The sequence below is a fragment of the Sphingobacterium chungjuense genome (assembly GCF_011316935.1).
GTDB lineage: Bacteria > Bacteroidota > Bacteroidia > Sphingobacteriales > Sphingobacteriaceae > Sphingobacterium > Sphingobacterium chungjuense.
The window spans coordinates 194,201-210,339 of sequence record NZ_WLYS01000002.1 but is presented as its reverse complement, the minus strand read 5'-3'; the positions used below and the strand labels follow the sequence as shown (position 1 = coordinate 210,339).

Here is a 16,139-nt window from a genome sequence, read left to right as displayed (position 1 = left end):
CAAATTCTCTTAATTTATGTAAAGTACGTACATTTTTAGTGCTGACAATATTTTACTTAACAAATAGCAAATATTTGCTATAACATGCTGTTTTTGTAAATTAACTTTATTGGGAATAAATTCTTCATGTAAAAATTAATAGTCAGATATATAGGTGGTTAAGGAGGTGTTGTAAAATATAGGTGTCTGAGGGTCATATAAATAAGTATAAATACTTAGCTTTGCCGCAAATTAAGAGCCCGATTAGCGGATATTGATTTAAAGTAAATCATCTTAACTAGAAAAACATCTATAATGAGTAATTCATGCAAAAGACCGTATGAGAGTCTTTCTTTGACAATATCTCAAATCGAGATAGAACATTCCATAGCGGCTGGATCAGCCACTGTCAATCCTGTCAATCAAAACCAACAAGTGATGGAGCAGTGGGAAGAAGATCCGACCGATAATCGCACTATTGTTTGGTAATTTCATTAAAAGATCAGATGAAAAAGAGATATTTATTTGCGTTTGTTTTGTTCTCCACTTTACTTATTGCCTCTTGTGCCAAGCAAGAAAAAGAACAAGCTGCTAATGGAGAAGCTACGGTGTCAGTACACTTATTAGGTGCAGAAGATCAAGAAGAAAATGACGATGATGTAAACGTGGCTTCTTCGTCTCGCGCAGCAACTATTGATAAATCAGCAGAAGAAGATCAGACTCAGATTTTACCATTTGGTGAAGATATGAGTATTGTCGCTACACTTTCAAAAACGAGTAAACTGTCAACAAATACAAATAACAAGAGCAGTTTAAAAGATCAAAGTCGTGCAGCTACGGTGTTGACACCAATTGCAACTAATGTGCGTTATAGAGTATTGGTTTATGATGCGGCTGGTACTTTTCTGCAAGAAAAAGATTATCAAGCTGGACAAGAAAGCTCGGTCTCAGGTTTCGTACTTGATGCTGGAAAATCATATACTTTCGTAGCTTATTCGGTGAACGGTACCACCGCGCTGCCAGATCCTGCAAATAAAGCTAATCTGAGTACAGCTACATTAAATAGTATCAGTACACCATTGCTGTATTTCCGCAAAGATGTTACCTTAAACCATGGTAGCAATACGCTGGATGTCACGTTGAAACATCAGTATAGCCAAATTACGACTAGAATTGAATTAGATCCTAGTACGGCTGGAAATATTACTGCGGTGGGTACACCAACTATTCGTCCAGTTCGCCAAAACGGAAATATCCAATTTTTCAATGGTGCTATTACTTATGGAACAGCAGTCGCAAACGGTACGGCGGTTAGTTTTCCAAGTTTAGGAACAGGTGTACGTAGTATAACTAGTACTCCCACTTTGTTAATTTCACCAAACACGACAACTGCCGAATTCAATGTTGGAAGTTTAACTGCTAGTAGTATCACCAAGGCAAATGTGGCACTTTCTAATCTTAAAATTACGCCAGGCACACGCTATAATTTGGTAATGAAACTGCAAAGTCCTTGTACACAGGTGGTTTCCGGTGGTGCTAATTTCAATCTTCGCGATGGTAACTCGCAAACGTTTAGTGCACCAGCAGCGGATTACGGTTTTACATTTGATATTCACCGCTTAGATAACTCGTTCAACTTGAGGATTAATGGTACATTGTTGGCTACTAGTGAGCTACAATTCCAGTCTGGTGTTACCAGCTTACCACGTAACGTACAATTTGCGGATGGTACAGTTTGGGGTGAGAATAATATTCCACAAATCTATAATATGACAGGTAGTGCATCTGCACCAATCTTGCGTGTGATAATTAGCGCTACTGGAGATATTTCGCTGTTAGGTAGTAAAAGTGCATCAGGAGGTAATTTGCAACAATTACGCTTAAGTAATGGTAACGCCTTTAACAGAATCACTTGGAATCGAAACTCGGACAATACAGTAGTAGCCACTCAAACGGTAACTGGTGAGACTTATATGATTGGTTCTGGGTATGGAAGAAGAATTGTGCCTTGTAACTAACCTCTCAAAATATTATTTACTCGCCGGGTATATATAAAAAGTCGGTTGCTAATAGCAACCGACTTTTTTTTGAATTTGTGGCACTACATCTATTTATACTCTGCGTAGAGCGATGATTTTTCAAGATTACGTGGTGATACAGTAGCCCATACAGTAGCCCATACAGGCACTGATCAAATAAACGCTACTCATATACGACCATAGTAGCAGAAAAACGAGATGAATACTCGTTTCCCATCGTTTGCCTCGCCATAATGTCGATGAATAAACAAAAAGTTGGAAATACAACCGCAATAACCAAAAAATTCCTAAACCTAAGTTGATTTGATGTCCAAGTGCGGTCGTATGTAGTGCGTTAGCAGCGCTGATGGATAAAACTCCGGTAAGAAAGATGATTAAAGCAATAAAGAATGTGTGCACCAGCATAATCTGCCGGTCGATTAACCGCCATCTTGCTAAGTTCTTTTTCCATTGAAAATAGGAAGGGAAAAAAATATGAATCACGGCTAGTAATACAGATATAAAGCCGACTATTCTAATATGCGTTTCCATTGGGTGATAAGACAAAGGTGGTCATAAAAGGGGTCGTCCTGATTTCCTCGGTAAGCGTTAAATCTGCCTGTTGGAAGCAAGCATGCCATCTTTCTCTGGCATAAAAATGGAACACACCAATCGTGTAAGCGGCAAAGTTATTGGCATCGCGTAAATGCTCTGTGACATAGATTGCTCCTCCTGGTTTGTAGACACGACGCAATTCTTTGAAGAATTCTTCCCGCTCTTTTACGTTCCTAATCTCATGCGCCGCTAGAAAAATAACGATAAGATCAAACGTTTGGTGGCTATAAGGTAAGCTATTGCTGTCTATCGACAAAGATGGAATGTTTGCAAGATGTGATTTTCTGGCTCTTCTGATCGATACTTCTGTATGTTTATTGGGATCATAAAAATCTGCATTGCTTAATTCGCATGTGGGATATTTACTGGACAAAATGGTGCTAATCTCATCAAACCGTGCATGCACGTGTAGGATATTTGCTCGTGTTAAAACAGGCAAAAAGGAGAGTTGATATAAATCAGAAAAATCGTACACATAGTAAGAAACGAGTAATGAAACAATCATAGTGAAGATCGCCAACACGACCAGCGAAAAGAGTATGGTACTCCATAAAGTATTTGATAAGAAAGCCATCCCTATTAACACGAGCGATAGGCCGATAACTAACGCATAAAAGTGCCAATTGAATCGTATGATGTTCCGTATGCCCTGAAATTTCTTTCGTTGTATTACCATTGTTCTATGATGCCTTTATTCCATTTGTAAGATACATTTGTGATGCTGAATGCGCTTGCCAATACGACACCATTTAATTTCAATTGTTTTATGAACCCGATTGAGCAATGAGTTACGTGGATAGGCTGTGGCGTCCAATCTTGTCGCTCCCCTTTTACAATGAGCATCGTTTTTTTTGATGCGTCGTAGCTAAAAGTATGCGGTAGCGGTCCGGCAAATTTTCTAACATCGTTCCAGTTGTCGAAAGGAGAATCAGCCGGTATATCATGTTGCGAATTGTCAATATCTTCCCAAGATAAAGTAAAATCAGAGCGGACAGAATAGATCGTGTGCGTTGTAGCCTTTTTTGATCGGGATATATCGATATGTTTATAATGATAATGGGTGAAGATATTACCCAAGAAAGTCATCGTTCGCTTATCTGTCTCAGATTTTAGGATATACAAACCGCGCAAACGCTTCCCTGCCAAAGTAGTATATCGAACAAAAATACGGTAGCCAATCAAAAAAAATCCTGACCTAGCCACGGTGCAAATACCGCTGGCCGCAGACCAGATGTTTGTACCAGTGCTACGGCGATAAAAGCCCAACGATCCTGATAAGTATCCAGCTCAAGGCTATCTGGGATAAACGCTTGTAACTCCTCTTTGGGTACTGCAAAGGTAGCTACCAAGGATTCGTCAAAATGCGCCTTGACAGCAAAGGGATGATTTTTTAGTAGGCGGATCATTTGCTATTTTTTTTGAGTGAATTAACTAACACAAACTGCGAATAGTAGATGACGACGCAAAATAGGATCGCAAATACCAAATTCATATATCCCCAAAGTAATAGCTGTGGAACCAGTAAAACCTCTAACACATTCATGAGCAGCACGATGAAGATTTGTATCATTGCGTTTACACGTTTGAGGTAGCCTGAGCATATCCAGATCATCATCATTATTTCAGCAATGCCAATGGATACTGTCCATTCGCTGGAGTAGGTATTGCCTAATATAGATGCCACGATTTGTTCGTGTCTTGGTGCGAGATTAAGCACTTTGCATAATAAACCATTCGCAAGCCAAACGGCCGCAATTAGACATGTCAGTATCGGATGTAAGGATAGTTTTAGCATGCCGTTCATAGAAGCATTGACGGGAGTTGCCGCCAATGCTTGTAGAGATTTACTTAAAGCTAATAAAAACGGATGAGCTGCGCAAAATGCATGAAAAGAAGAGCGCAGATTAATTACAACGTTGGTATGAGCGAAACGGACTTTAGTCTTATCAAAGATGGACTGGCACAGATTCGTAGAGCGCATGTGATACCGCGCATTACCGCAATACAAAGTGAATACGCTACCATGACACGACAACCCGAAAGTGACGTGCTCGCGTTGTGCGAAGAATTGGAAATTGGTTTTGTGCCGTATAGCCCATTGAGTCGAGGTCTTATTACCGGATATATCAACGAGCGTACTAAATACAGCGCTAAAGATGATAATCGTCCTAGCTTACCGCGCTATCAACCAGAAGCTATTATTGCCAACTGGGCGATGTTGGATGTATTGAAAGAATTTGGTGACCAACGTGGATTGACCATCGCCCAAGTAGCTTTGACTTGGTTGCTCGCACAAAAACCGTTTATCGTGCCGATTCCAGGTACCACCAAATTGGCGCATTTGCAAGAAAACCTATGGGCCGCCAATTTCGAGTTTAGCAACGAAGAATTAACGCAACTTACGGCTGATTTATCAAAGTTCGAAATTCAAGGCGATCGATATGCTTAAAACTCTTTATCGTAAGTGCGATTCCAATGCTTATTTCTATCCATTGGAGTCGCTTTTACTTTGTATTCTAGTCGAATGCCATTGAGTCTACGCTGCTTGATCCGTTTGTTCACCTCATCGATGTAAGCAATGTCAACGATCTCAAACAAACCAAATCGCGAACCGATCAAATCTTTATCGGCTGGATCTTCGTCTACCAATTTGAACGTGTAAAAGCAACTGAGATAATCTTTCCAGAAGAAGATAGGATTATCTTCCTTGTCCAAATAGCTGTCTTCTACGTAGCAAAGTTCATCGTGCACGTCGAAATAATCTGCCAATAGTTGGTTGGTCTTCGCAACGAAATCTTGCGCTACATCCGTATCTTCGATGGGCATAAAAGATATAATATCTCCTTCTTCTAATTGGTCGTACATCGAGCGATTTTGAAAAGCTTCTATCATCGCTGGGAGTAGCTCCACCACACTATTGAACATCTTCTTCATAGTGCAAAGGTAAGAACTATGGGCAGAAAAATATTAAATTAGATGCTTTAGGTGATCCGAAGGTAGTGTTTGGTGAAGTATTTCCTGATCGGGATATCGATCACCTTCATGATAAAGTAAGCAAAAAGTACTAATCCAATGGTTCCTCCAATTACAATGAATGGCAGATGCTTTTCTTGAACTGCCTCACTTTGTAAATAATCTCCAAAAATCCAGATTGCAGCATAGTGCGTCATGTAAAGCGGGTAGGAGATGGCGCCGAGGAAAATACTTGACGATTGTAAAGATTTAGGTGTAGATGTGCCTGCACCCAGCGCTACAATAAAAGGAAAGAGAATAAGCACAATCAAAGATTCGACTAACCAATTAATTGACGTGAAAGGCATTAGCAAAGCCGAAATCAATAATAAAACTGGTACAAGATATCCACAACGATTCTTGATAATCCATTGCCTTCGATAAATTAATAATCCAACGCAGAATGAATAGGCTAACCGAATGCCACCCACTTCCCAATTATCTACACTCCATCCACCAGCTAAATTGCCGTACGAATAGCTTGTATACATTAAAACTACTGCCGCTAAAGCAGCTATGACAAAAATGTGTTTAGCGGTAATGCGCACCAGAAGAAGCGCATACATGACGTTAGCCACATATTCCCAAAACAATGACCAAGCAGGCGCATTTAAGCTAAACAAATTAAATGCCTTTTCTTTCAATACGGGATAGGGAATGAGTAATATGGAATAAATAAAGAGCTGAATATATTGGCTGATACTTTTGGGCTCGGCTGCGCTGTAAGGTGCCCATAACAAACCGATCAACCCCAAAACTGATCCTATGATGACCAAAGGTTGCAATCGAATAAGTCGAAGGATGAAAAAATGGCGAAGCGACATCGACTTTATCCTATCATCATATGCATAACCCATAACAAAACCTGATAGGCAGAAGAAAAAATCCACCGCTAAAAAACCATGACCAATGGCATTATCCTCAAATTGCGGGAATATCCATTCCATAAAATGAAAGATTACAATAGCAATGGCAGCCATGCCCCGTAATCCATCTAAGGCTAACAAATGTTGTTTTTGCATAAATATGTTCATCATTCCCTCACAAATCCAGCAATACGATTGTTATACTTGCGTGTAGCCTGCACCAGATCCAAGGCGCTAATCGGAGGGATAGGTAGAGATCAAAGATAATAAAAAGATAAAGACAGAACTGATGCGATGATGATACTGGACTAACCGGGTAGATCAACTCAATTATAACATTATTTTCTTACCTTGCTCTACATTTGAGAATTTTATTGATTCACACTTAATGCATAATAAAAATTTTGACGCTGATTTTTGCGGAGCTTTACCTATACATCATATTAATACGATTCAACCGTATGGCATTACGCTGGTAATAGATAAGGAAAACTATTCGATTGTCCAGACAAGTACGAACACGATTGACCAGCTCCAAATTGATCATAAAGATCTTATCGGGATGACTTTTTGTGAATTGTGCGATCAGTCGGAGGCACAGATTAGAGATTCATTCGCTGTACGAATTGGTAAACGTGATACGTATACGATAGAAATAGCGGACAAAACCTTTTATGCCTTAGTGCATGAGAAAGAGGTCTATATTATTGTTGAGCTTCAAGAAAAGGCACCAAACAAAAAACTTACCGGTGGTTTGCAAGATATCAAGAATCTGGTCACTGCGATGGAAGGCATCAATGATCTTTCCGAATTGTGTGATCTACTGGTATCGGAACTGAAAGAGATGTTGAGTATCGATGGCGTGATGATGTACAAATTCGATGCAGAGTGGAATGGAACCGTGATTTCAGAAGAAAAAAGCAATGGGTTAGAAAATTATTTGGGTGTTACTTTCCCAGCGTCGGATGTACCAAAACAAGCACGTGATCTTTATTTAAAAAATCCACTTCGCTTGATCTCTGACCGTACGTATATACCTGCTCGCCTCTTTCCCGTTATCAATCCATTGACCAATACTTTTACCGATTTGTCGCCATGTCATCTTCGAGGTGTGGCCGATGTGCATCGAGAGTATATGAAGAATATGAAGATGATTGGATCGATGTCTATTCGTGTGATTCACAATGGCAATCTTTGGGGGTTGATCTCGTGCAATCACACGTCTGCCTATCATCTCACTTTTGATGAAAGTGCAAACTTTGGCTTGCTGTCTAACGTGATATCCAACAAAATATCATCCATCATCAATGCGAGTGAATACCAATTTATTTCGCAGCTACAGACTACTCGTAATGCGATTGTAGATAAAATATATAGTACAGGATCTGTCACCAAAGGGCTCTTCCACGAGGATTCCGATGCGTCATTATTGAATTTGTTTCGTGCGACTGGTGCAGTACTGTATAGCGGAGGCAAGCAATTCATATATGGAGATGTGCCTGACGGTAGCTTTTTAGATAACCTTTTTCTTTGGTTGCAGGCCAAAAATATAGATAAGGTCTATAGTACACATCACTTGGCAGGTGTGATGCAAGAATCCGCACGATTTAGTGAAATCGCCAGTGGTATGCTAGTTATTCCAATTTCTTCATACGCACCAGATTATATCGTGTGTTTTCGTCCAGAAGTAATTAAAACAATCGAATGGGGCGGCAATCCAAATCAAGCGATTAATTTTGAAGACGACGGCATAAATTATCACCCGAGACACTCCTTTAAAGTTTGGCTGGAAACGGTCAATCAAGTAGCTCAGCCGTGGCATGAACAGGAAATTCAGATAGCAAGTACGATTCGCAGCTTCCTCTTGGAATTTAAATCATAAATAGACTGACCTTCATGGGAAATACAGTAAAGCCCTTGTCAACTTATGTTGTCGCCATTGGCGCATCTGCGGGTGGTTTAGAAGCAATACATGACTTTTTTGATCGTGTCCCTTCGGATATCGATGTAGCTTATGTATTGATTCAACATCTCTCTTCCGATTACAAGAGTCTGCTAGTGGAGCTCGTGTCTAAGCATACACACATGAAAGTGGTGGAAGCGACCGAAGGGAAGTTGATAGAACCCGCCTTCGTATACGTGATCCCCAATGACAAGCTGATCAGTATTAAAAATGGACGACTTCACCTCGAAAAGAAAGGTGAAAAAGTGCCCAATAATGCCATTGATAATTTCTTCTTGAGCTTAGCGAAAGACAAAAAGGAACGTGCAATAGCGATTGTGCTATCAGGTACAGGTCATGACGGTACCAAAGGCATAGAAGCGATTAAAGAACAGGGCGGTTTGGTGATTGCGCAGCAACCAGATACGGCAAAATTTGATAGTATGCCTGTCAATGCAATTGCCTCTGGAGCCGTAGATTTTGTGGTGCCGACCTCCGGCATGTATGATAAGATCACGGCACACATTAATTCTGCTCCGATCCGTGAAGTTGAAAACGGAGGTATCGATGAGACAAGTTTAGACAAGATCTTTGATCTCATCTACGAGCGTACTGGACACGATTTCTCACTCTATAAGACGCCTACCATCTTCCGACGTATCGGTAGAAGGATGAAGGAACTCAATATTGAGCTCACAAAAGAATATGTTCAGTATTTGCTGGCAAACAAACAGGAAATTTCCATTCTCAGCAAAGATTTTCTGGTCGGAGTTACCCAGTTTTTTAGGGATGAAGCCGCTTTTACGATCGTAAAGAATAAAGTAATTCCTGAAATCATTGCCCGCAAGGATGATGGCGATACGATGAAGGTATGGGTGTGCGCTTGTAGTACCGGTGAGGAGGTGTATTCTATCGCTATTCTCATTGATCAGTACTTGCAAACGATCGATAAACATATTGAAGTCAAGATTTTTGCCTCGGATATAGATGATGCCAGCTTGGATATCGCTTCGAAAAACAATTATCCAGAATCATTTATAAAATTCATTCCTGATGATATTCTCGAAGAGTACTTTATTCATGATGGCAAGAGCATATCGGTTGTTCCGCACATTCGAAAGCAGATCGTATTTGCAAAGCATAATGTTATCAAAAGTCCGCCTTTTATCAAAAATGATCTAATCTGCTGCCGGAATATGCTTATCTATATGAATAGCATATTGCAACAGAAGATATTGACGACCTTTCATTATTCGCTGAATACGGCAGGATTTCTGTTTTTAGGTCCTAGTGAAACGATTGCGCCGATCAAAGATGGCGTTATTGAGATTAGTGGGAAGTGGAAAATCTATCGTAAAAGTGGTGTGATTCCTAGGCCTAATGACTTTGCTAACGCTGGTCGTATTGATACTACAGGTCGTTTTAGCATACCGATGCGCCAAAAAGTAAAAGTTTCTGCTGAAGAACAGTTTCAGCAATTTTTGGTCGCGCAGTACGGATATGTCGGTGTTTTCATAGATCGCAATTTTGAGGTGCGTGATACCGTAGGAGACTATAGAAGATTTTTATCCCTGCCGGATAAGAAATTTGAAGTCAACTTGCTAAAAATGGTGCATAAGGAGTTGTCATTTATGCTAAGCAATACGATTCGATCCGTTTGGAAAGATAATAAAGCAGGGTCTTTAAAGCGTATGCGCCTACGCAGAGGCAAAGATGACGTCTACGTCAACATAGACGTTAGTCCGCCTAGTGATGAGATTGCTCAACCCTACACGCTGGTGGTTTTTAAAGAAGTCGAAACGGAAATATCCGCACCGCAATATGTGGTACCAATTGATGCTAATGAGCAACAAACGGGCTACGTATTGGAGTTAGAAAATGAATTGAGTGAAACGCGTAGCAACTTGCAGATCGCCGTGGAAGAAATGGAAACCACGAACGAAGAATTGCAATCCAGCAACGAAGAATTGATATCTGCTAATGAAGAACTCCAATCCGGCAACGAAGAATTACAGTCTTTAAATGAAGAGCTACATACGCTAAATGCGGAGCACCAGCAAAAAATCACAGAGCTTATTGAGCTCAATGATGATTTGAACAATTATTTTAAAAGTGTCGACATTGGTCAGATCTTTTTGGATAAAAATGGGCATATCCGAAAGTTCAATCCGGCAGCCGTAGAAATGGTTAATCTTATTGAAGCAGACATTGGCCGCCCGATCAGCCATATCTCCAATAATATTAAGTACAATCATTTTCTACATGATATCAATGATGCACTTGCGCATCATCATTATTTGACAGAGAAAGAGATTGAACTAAGCAATAGCAGAATCTGTCTGATGCGAATCTTGCCCTATACCAGAGTAGATGGCAAGAAAGACGGCGTCGTAATCACCTTCATAGATATTACGACGCTAAATGAACAGAATAATATTATTGCTGCGGTTTTTAAAGCTAGCCTCAGTGCCATTCTAATCTTCAAACCCATTCGATCTAGCGCTGAAAAAATTATTGATTTCGAATGTTTAGCCGCGAATAAAACCGCTATCACAATCTCTAATAGGCACGATGACTCGTTGGCTGGATTGAAATTAAAAAATCAATTGTCGGATTTGACAGATGACACATTACTGGACAGATTCAAACGTATCTACAGTAGCGACGATCATCTGGAAACCGAAGTGCAGCTCAGCAATCAAAGCTGGTACATTGTGACCGCTTCCAAGATGAGTGATATGCTTGCTGTTACGTATACCGATGTCACTGAACGTAAAAAGAATGAGCAAAGTCTGAAAAAGAACTTTAATGAGTTAGTGCAGACACGCGAATCATTGAAAGAATTAAACAATCAGCTGGAGAATCGGGTTAGGGAAAGAACATCGAGTTTGGCCGAGAGTGAAAATCGGTTTAACCTGGTCTCGATGGCGACCAATGATACGATTTGGGATTGGGACTTGGTCAACAATGTGATTTGGCGCAATCATAACTTCAATAAGATGTTTGGCTTTGATCGTGATGATCATACCGAGAGTACCAGTTTCTGGTATGAGCAAATACATCCCGAAGATCGAAAACGCGTACAAGAAAGTGTGCACAAAGCCATCAATCATTCCGAGGAGAATTGGTCTGCGGAGTATCGGTTTGCTAAAGCTGATAATACATATGTAGAAGTGTTGGATCGTGGTAGTATTCAATTAGATTCCAATGGCGTACCTTATCGTATGGTTGGTTCAGTCATCGACGTTACGCGGGTAAAAGAAGCAGAGTCTGACAAGCAGGAGCTTCAAGACTATGTTTTGCGTCAGCAAAAGGAATTTTATGAACTATTCGCCGATGTCCCCGCTTTAATCTCTATTCGAAGAGGTAAAACACTTACATATGAGTATACGAATAGCGCATTTGACCATTTTTATGAAGATTTGCGCTTTCAGGGATTAGCAACTGCGGACGCACATGCGAAAGGAGTAGATCAGAAATTGTATCAGGCAGATGCAAAAATTTGGAAAAAAGGGCTGGCGGTTTCTGGTAAAGCTTTTCCTGTTGCAAAGTATGATAAAGAGGGTAAGGAGATCGGTAAAGCTTATTTGGACTATCTCTTTTCACCAGTTTTCAACGAAAAAGAAGAAATTGATGGCGTAGCCTTCTTTGGTTTTGAAGTATCTGAGTTGGTGAAAGCGCAGTTAGCGACCAAAGATCTGATGCAACGCAAAGATGAGTTCATGAGTATCGCTAGTCACGAATTGAAAACGCCATTGACTAGTTTGAAAGGTATGTTGCAGATTGCTTCGCGCTACATCACGATGGAAAAACCTAAAGCGACTATCGAAGAATTTGTGGGGCGAAGTTTAAAGCAGACCGATAAATTGACATTTTTAATCAATGATTTGCTCGATGTCACTAAAATCCACTCCGGTAAGTTGCAGTTGAATTATAGTGAATTTAATATTGCTGAATTATTGGCAGATCTGGTAAGTGGATTGCAAGCAGAAGATCATTCTTTGCATATTGCCGTGCATTCACCAGAAGGAGTTGTCGTAAAGGCGGATCAATATCGTATTGAACAGGTAATTAGTAACTTCCTCTCTAACGCTATTAAGTATTCTCCAGACTCCAAAGATGTCACTGTGCATCTGAAGAGACAAGATGAACAAACAGTGTATGTTTCTGTGAAAGACAACGGGATCGGTATTCCGAAAGACAAGCAAAGCTATGTTTTTGACAGATTCTTCAGAGCCGAAGAGTCTAATAATTATTCCGGCTTAGGTCTTGGCTTATTCATATGTAGAGATATTATCGAGCGTCATGGTGGCACGATAGGTTTACAAAGTGAAGAGGGGCAGGGGTCTACTTTCTGGTTTACTCTGCCTATTGCGTAACGATTTATAATACAAATCCTTATCGGAGCCATCTCCCAGATACCTCCGATAAGAAAAAACTAGTTAATCTTACATTACCCCACTCACAACGATTAACAATCTATTAACATTCTATTGGGAATTCATTCACAAGTTGGTCTTCCTTTATCCTTTAAATTTACCCTAACTAATACGGTATTATTAACAATAACCTAAACTACTGAATTGCCTATGAATGGAGTCTACACCAACTAAAACGTTTTAACATTTTTATTGGAATTAAATGCTTGTCTACCGACCTAGTATTTCCAACCAAATTAAACCAATCACATCAATAATGAATAAACTACACAATTTATTGCGTAGCCAGAGTCGAATGCACTCTAGGCTGCTGGTAAGCGCGTTTCTGACGCTGCTCATGTTATTTACTACTGGTATACAAAACTTATCTGCGCAGTCGCGGAATATAAGTGGTGTCGTTAGTAGTGCTACCGATCAATCTCCGCTCGTAGGAGTTACTGTTCGCGTAAAAGGAAGCAATACCGCTGCTGTAACGGATGACAATGGTAATTTCACCATTCAGGCTGGTACTAACGACGTATTGCAATTTAGCTACATCGCTTTCCAATCTCAGGAAGTAAGAGTTGGAAGCTCTTCTCGTCTTCAAGTGGTATTGCGTACGGATAATCGCAGTATGGACGAGGTCGTCGTGGTAGGTTTTGGTACTGCTCGCAAGAGTGAAATCACGGCTGCATCCACTACAGTAAAAGCGGAAGATTTCCGCCAAAGTGCCGCACGTAACGCGATGGACTTATTGCAAGGTAAAGTTGCTGGACTCCAAGTAACGCGTAGCGGTTCAAACCCTAATACAGGTGTCAGTATTCAGCTCCGCGGTGCTACTTCTATTTCAGGGACTAACTCACCATTAATTATTATAGATGGTATTCCTGGGGGTAATCTAGATTTGCTACAACAAGAGGATATTGAGTCCATGACCGTATTGAAAGACGGATCTGCTGCGGCGATTTATGGTACGCAAGCTAATGGTGGCGTTGTCATAGTAACTACCAAGAAAGGTGTGCCGGGAAAGACTCGTTTTGATTATGCGACTTATGCAAGTAAGGATGTGCTACAGCGTCAGCCTGATTTTATGAATGCAGAACAATACCGTCAGAAAATTGCTGAAGGGCTTATTCAACCCACGCAAGATTTTGGCTCTAGTATTAATGCTGTTGATGAGTTGACAAGAACCAATAATTTTAGCCAGTATCACACTTTAGCTATCTCTGGTGGTGGCGAAAATAATAGTTTCCGTGCTAGTACCTACTTTAGAGATTTGCAAAGTATTGCTAAGGAAAATGGAAGGACGGAGTATGGTATTCGTGCTAATTTCAATGGTAAGGGCTTAGATAACAAATTAACTACTCAGGTCGATTTTGTAACCAATTTTAACAATGCCAATTTATTAGGTGGCGGCGGTTGGGAATGGGCATATACCAGAAACCCTACATTACCAATTCGTAATGCTGATGGTACTTGGTTTTACGATCAAACGAGTACTAATGAAGTAGCTCGCCTACATGAAGAACATAGTAGACGCCAGCAACAAACAACAACTATCTCTGCTACAGTTGGATACGAGATCATTAAAGATTTGAGATTCAACGTTTTCGGATCGGTGCAACGTAACGGCTGGAATGACGGTTACTACGCTACATTAGCTTCAGAGCCATCATTCAAGAATGACAGAGGTTTATTAGGTTACGGTTCACAATCTACTGAATTACGGTTTAATTATGCCTTTGAACCGAATATTTCATTTAATCGTATCATTAACGAGGTTCATTCAGTTAATGCAGTAGCAGGTTATAGTTATCGATATGACGTCAACCAAGGATTTAATGCTAACAACAGAGGTTTCCAAAATGACATCTTTGAAGAGAATAATCTAAATGCAGGTAATGCACTGACGCAAGGTTTTGCTGGAATGGGCAGTTTCAAAAATGATAACAAGATTATTGGTTTTCTAGGTCGTATCATTTATTCATTCGATGGAAAGTATAGCTTCCAAGGTACATATCGTCGTGATGGATCTTCTCGCTTTGGTGCCAATAACAAATGGGGTAACTTTGGAGCGCTGGGAGCTGCTTGGAATATTAGCCAAGAAGACTTCATGCAAAATGTTGCTTGGGTAAATGATTTGAAACTTCGTGCCAGTTACGGTGTGACTGGTAACCAAGATATTGGTAACTACATGTCACTAGTTACACTGGGTACCGGTAATAATTATATGTATCCAGACAATGTATGGCGTCAAACTTATGGACCTACAAGAAACCCTAATCCAAACTTGCGCTGGGAAACGAAAACGGAATCCAACATCGGTGTTGACTTCTCCTTCTTAGAAGGTCGTGTGGGCGGTGCGATCGATGTGTACCGTCGTGTTACCAAAGATTTGTTGGGAAGCTACACTTCGCAACAACCATCTCTGATTCTTGATAACATCTTTACCAACGTAGGTACCATGGCCTCTAATGGTGTTGAACTGACGTTAAATCTTGTTCCTGTTCGTAATGAGAATGTCACTTGGTCAGTAGATATTATCGGTAGTACCAACAGAAACAAATTAAGATCATTCTCTAACGATACATACAAAGCAGAGTCACGTACTTTTGGTAGTATTGGTGGTTTTGGAGCGCTAGGTGATGCTATTCGTACCTTTGAAGGGTCGAGCGTAGGTAATTTCTACGGAAGACGTTTTGCTGGCTTCTCGGAAGATGGGGATTGGTTGTTTTTCAATAGAGCTGGAGAAGCTGTACCTAATGGACAAATAAATCCTAGTACTTCTGATTTTGCGAATACAGATTTGGCCGTTATTGGTAATGGTGTTCCAAAATACCACTTCTCATTCAACTCGGTGGTTAACTACCGTAACTTCGATTTCAGAGCCTTCTTCCGTGGTCGCTTTGATTATGATATCTTGAACACAATGCACTTAGCGTATGGTAATCGTGTGACATTGCCAAATAACGTGTTGAATGATACTTTCGATAGACATGGAGAACTGTTGAAAGGTGGCTATGTTTACTCTGATTATTATTTGGAGAGCGGTTCTCACTTAAAATTAGATGAACTCACGTTGGGCTATACCTTCAAGTTAAATACTGAACGTATCCGCAATTTGCGTGTGTATGCTACAGGAACCAATTTAGCACTATTTACCAAGTATTCAGGTAATGATCCTGACTACGTAAACGATACTGGTTTAGCACCAGGTATTGACGGCAGAGGTCCTTTCCCGAACACGCGTTCATTCTTATTTGGTTTAAATATTGGATTTTAAGCAGTT

Annotated in this window: 13 protein-coding genes; 6 read left to right on the top strand and 7 right to left on the bottom strand. The window is 40.3% G+C overall.

Features of this window, described 5'->3' with window-relative positions; genetic code table 11:
* Positions 1 to 294: 294 nt before the first annotated feature.
* Both GKO22_RS05675 and GKO22_RS05670 read left to right on the top strand, forming a co-directional pair.
* Positions 295 to 468 carry a hypothetical protein gene (locus GKO22_RS05675; protein ID WP_166333120.1) on the top strand — a complete coding sequence of 58 codons (174 nt, stop codon included), beginning with the start codon at positions 295 to 297 and terminating at the stop codon, positions 466 to 468.
* 17 nt (positions 469 to 485) lie between these two features.
* On the top strand, positions 486 to 1,997 hold the full coding sequence (locus tag GKO22_RS05670) for a hypothetical protein (protein WP_166333119.1): 1,512 nt from the start codon (positions 486 to 488) through the stop codon (positions 1,995 to 1,997).
* Between the two features lie 126 nt (positions 1,998 to 2,123).
* Here GKO22_RS05670 and GKO22_RS05665 read toward each other — a convergent pair whose 3' ends face one another.
* The 5 genes from GKO22_RS05665 to GKO22_RS05650 form a co-directional block, all read right to left on the bottom strand.
* Positions 2,124 to 2,549: a hypothetical protein gene (locus GKO22_RS05665; protein WP_166333118.1), complete on the bottom strand. Its 426-nt coding sequence runs from the start codon at positions 2,547 to 2,549 to the stop codon at positions 2,124 to 2,126.
* Complete coding sequence (locus tag GKO22_RS05660) at positions 2,533 to 3,186, bottom strand: class I SAM-dependent methyltransferase (RefSeq protein ID WP_166333117.1); 654 nt, start codon at positions 3,184 to 3,186, stop codon at positions 2,533 to 2,535. The genes GKO22_RS05665 and GKO22_RS05660 overlap by 17 nt, the downstream gene beginning before the upstream one ends.
* Before the next feature lie 95 nt (positions 3,187 to 3,281).
* Positions 3,282 to 3,758: a DUF2071 domain-containing protein gene (locus GKO22_RS16740; protein ID WP_262886476.1), complete on the bottom strand. Its 477-nt coding sequence runs from the start codon at positions 3,756 to 3,758 to the stop codon at positions 3,282 to 3,284.
* A 32-nt stretch (positions 3,759 to 3,790) separates the two neighbouring features.
* Positions 3,791 to 4,018: a DUF2071 domain-containing protein gene (locus GKO22_RS16735; RefSeq protein WP_262886475.1), complete on the bottom strand. Its 228-nt coding sequence runs from the start codon at positions 4,016 to 4,018 to the stop codon at positions 3,791 to 3,793.
* A complete protein-coding gene (locus GKO22_RS05650; protein ID WP_166333827.1) occupies positions 4,015 to 4,407 on the bottom strand; it encodes a DoxX-like family protein in 393 nt (130 codons plus the stop codon). The genes GKO22_RS16735 and GKO22_RS05650 overlap by 4 nt, the downstream gene beginning before the upstream one ends.
* Positions 4,408 to 4,497: 90 nt before the next feature.
* On the opposite strand from GKO22_RS05650, the gene GKO22_RS05645 reads away from it, so the two are divergent.
* Positions 4,498 to 5,061 (top strand): aldo/keto reductase, encoded by a 564-nt coding sequence (locus tag GKO22_RS05645; protein ID WP_206367828.1) that lies wholly within the window; start codon positions 4,498 to 4,500, stop codon positions 5,059 to 5,061.
* Here GKO22_RS05645 and GKO22_RS05640 read toward each other — a convergent pair.
* Positions 5,058 to 5,546 (bottom strand): hypothetical protein, encoded by a 489-nt coding sequence (locus tag GKO22_RS05640; RefSeq protein ID WP_166333115.1) that lies wholly within the window; start codon positions 5,544 to 5,546, stop codon positions 5,058 to 5,060. The two genes, GKO22_RS05645 and GKO22_RS05640, sit on opposite strands and share 4 nt — an antisense overlap.
* Positions 5,547 to 5,593: 47 nt before the next feature.
* Entirely contained in the window at positions 5,594 to 6,646 is a 1,053-nt protein-coding gene (locus tag GKO22_RS05635) for an acyltransferase family protein (protein ID WP_240920156.1), read from the bottom strand.
* A 232-nt stretch (positions 6,647 to 6,878) separates the two neighbouring features.
* Between GKO22_RS05635 and GKO22_RS05630 the strand changes: the two genes are divergently transcribed.
* The 3 genes from GKO22_RS05630 to GKO22_RS05620 all read left to right on the top strand — a co-directional run bounded on the left by GKO22_RS05630 (position 6,879) and on the right by GKO22_RS05620 (position 16,133).
* Positions 6,879 to 8,372, top strand: coding sequence for a GAF domain-containing protein (locus GKO22_RS05630; protein WP_166333113.1), 1,494 nt, complete (start codon positions 6,879 to 6,881; stop codon positions 8,370 to 8,372).
* A 14-nt stretch (positions 8,373 to 8,386) separates the two neighbouring features.
* Positions 8,387 to 12,811: a chemotaxis protein CheB gene (locus tag GKO22_RS05625; RefSeq protein ID WP_166333112.1), complete on the top strand. Its 4,425-nt coding sequence runs from the start codon at positions 8,387 to 8,389 to the stop codon at positions 12,809 to 12,811.
* Between the two features lie 316 nt (positions 12,812 to 13,127).
* The gene (locus GKO22_RS05620; protein WP_240920155.1) at positions 13,128 to 16,133 is read left to right on the top strand and encodes a SusC/RagA family TonB-linked outer membrane protein; all 3,006 of its coding nucleotides are present in this window, start codon (positions 13,128 to 13,130) and stop codon (positions 16,131 to 16,133) included.
* Positions 16,134 to 16,139: the final 6 nt, after the last annotated feature.

Coding starts and splice junctions, on each gene's coding strand:
- GKO22_RS05675 (WP_166333120.1), top strand. CDS start 295: ATGAGTAATTCATGCAAAAGACCGTATGAGAGTCTTTCTTTGACAATA.
- GKO22_RS05670 (WP_166333119.1), top strand. CDS start 486: ATGAAAAAGAGATATTTATTTGCGTTTGTTTTGTTCTCCACTTTACTT.
- GKO22_RS05665 (WP_166333118.1), bottom strand. CDS start 2,549: ATGGAAACGCATATTAGAATAGTCGGCTTTATATCTGTATTACTAGCC.
- GKO22_RS05660 (WP_166333117.1), bottom strand. CDS start 3,186: ATGGCTTTCTTATCAAATACTTTATGGAGTACCATACTCTTTTCGCTG.
- GKO22_RS16735 (WP_262886475.1), bottom strand. CDS start 4,018: ATGATCCGCCTACTAAAAAATCATCCCTTTGCTGTCAAGGCGCATTTT.
- GKO22_RS05650 (WP_166333827.1), bottom strand. CDS start 4,407: ATGCTAAAACTATCCTTACATCCGATACTGACATGTCTAATTGCGGCC.
- GKO22_RS05645 (WP_206367828.1), top strand. CDS start 4,498: ATGAAAAGAAGAGCGCAGATTAATTACAACGTTGGTATGAGCGAAACG.
- GKO22_RS05640 (WP_166333115.1), bottom strand. CDS start 5,546: ATGAAGAAGATGTTCAATAGTGTGGTGGAGCTACTCCCAGCGATGATA.
- GKO22_RS05635 (WP_240920156.1), bottom strand. CDS start 6,646: ATGCAAAAACAACATTTGTTAGCCTTAGATGGATTACGGGGCATGGCT.
- GKO22_RS05630 (WP_166333113.1), top strand. CDS start 6,879: ATGCATAATAAAAATTTTGACGCTGATTTTTGCGGAGCTTTACCTATA.
- GKO22_RS05625 (WP_166333112.1), top strand. CDS start 8,387: ATGGGAAATACAGTAAAGCCCTTGTCAACTTATGTTGTCGCCATTGGC.
- GKO22_RS05620 (WP_240920155.1), top strand. CDS start 13,128: ATGAATAAACTACACAATTTATTGCGTAGCCAGAGTCGAATGCACTCT.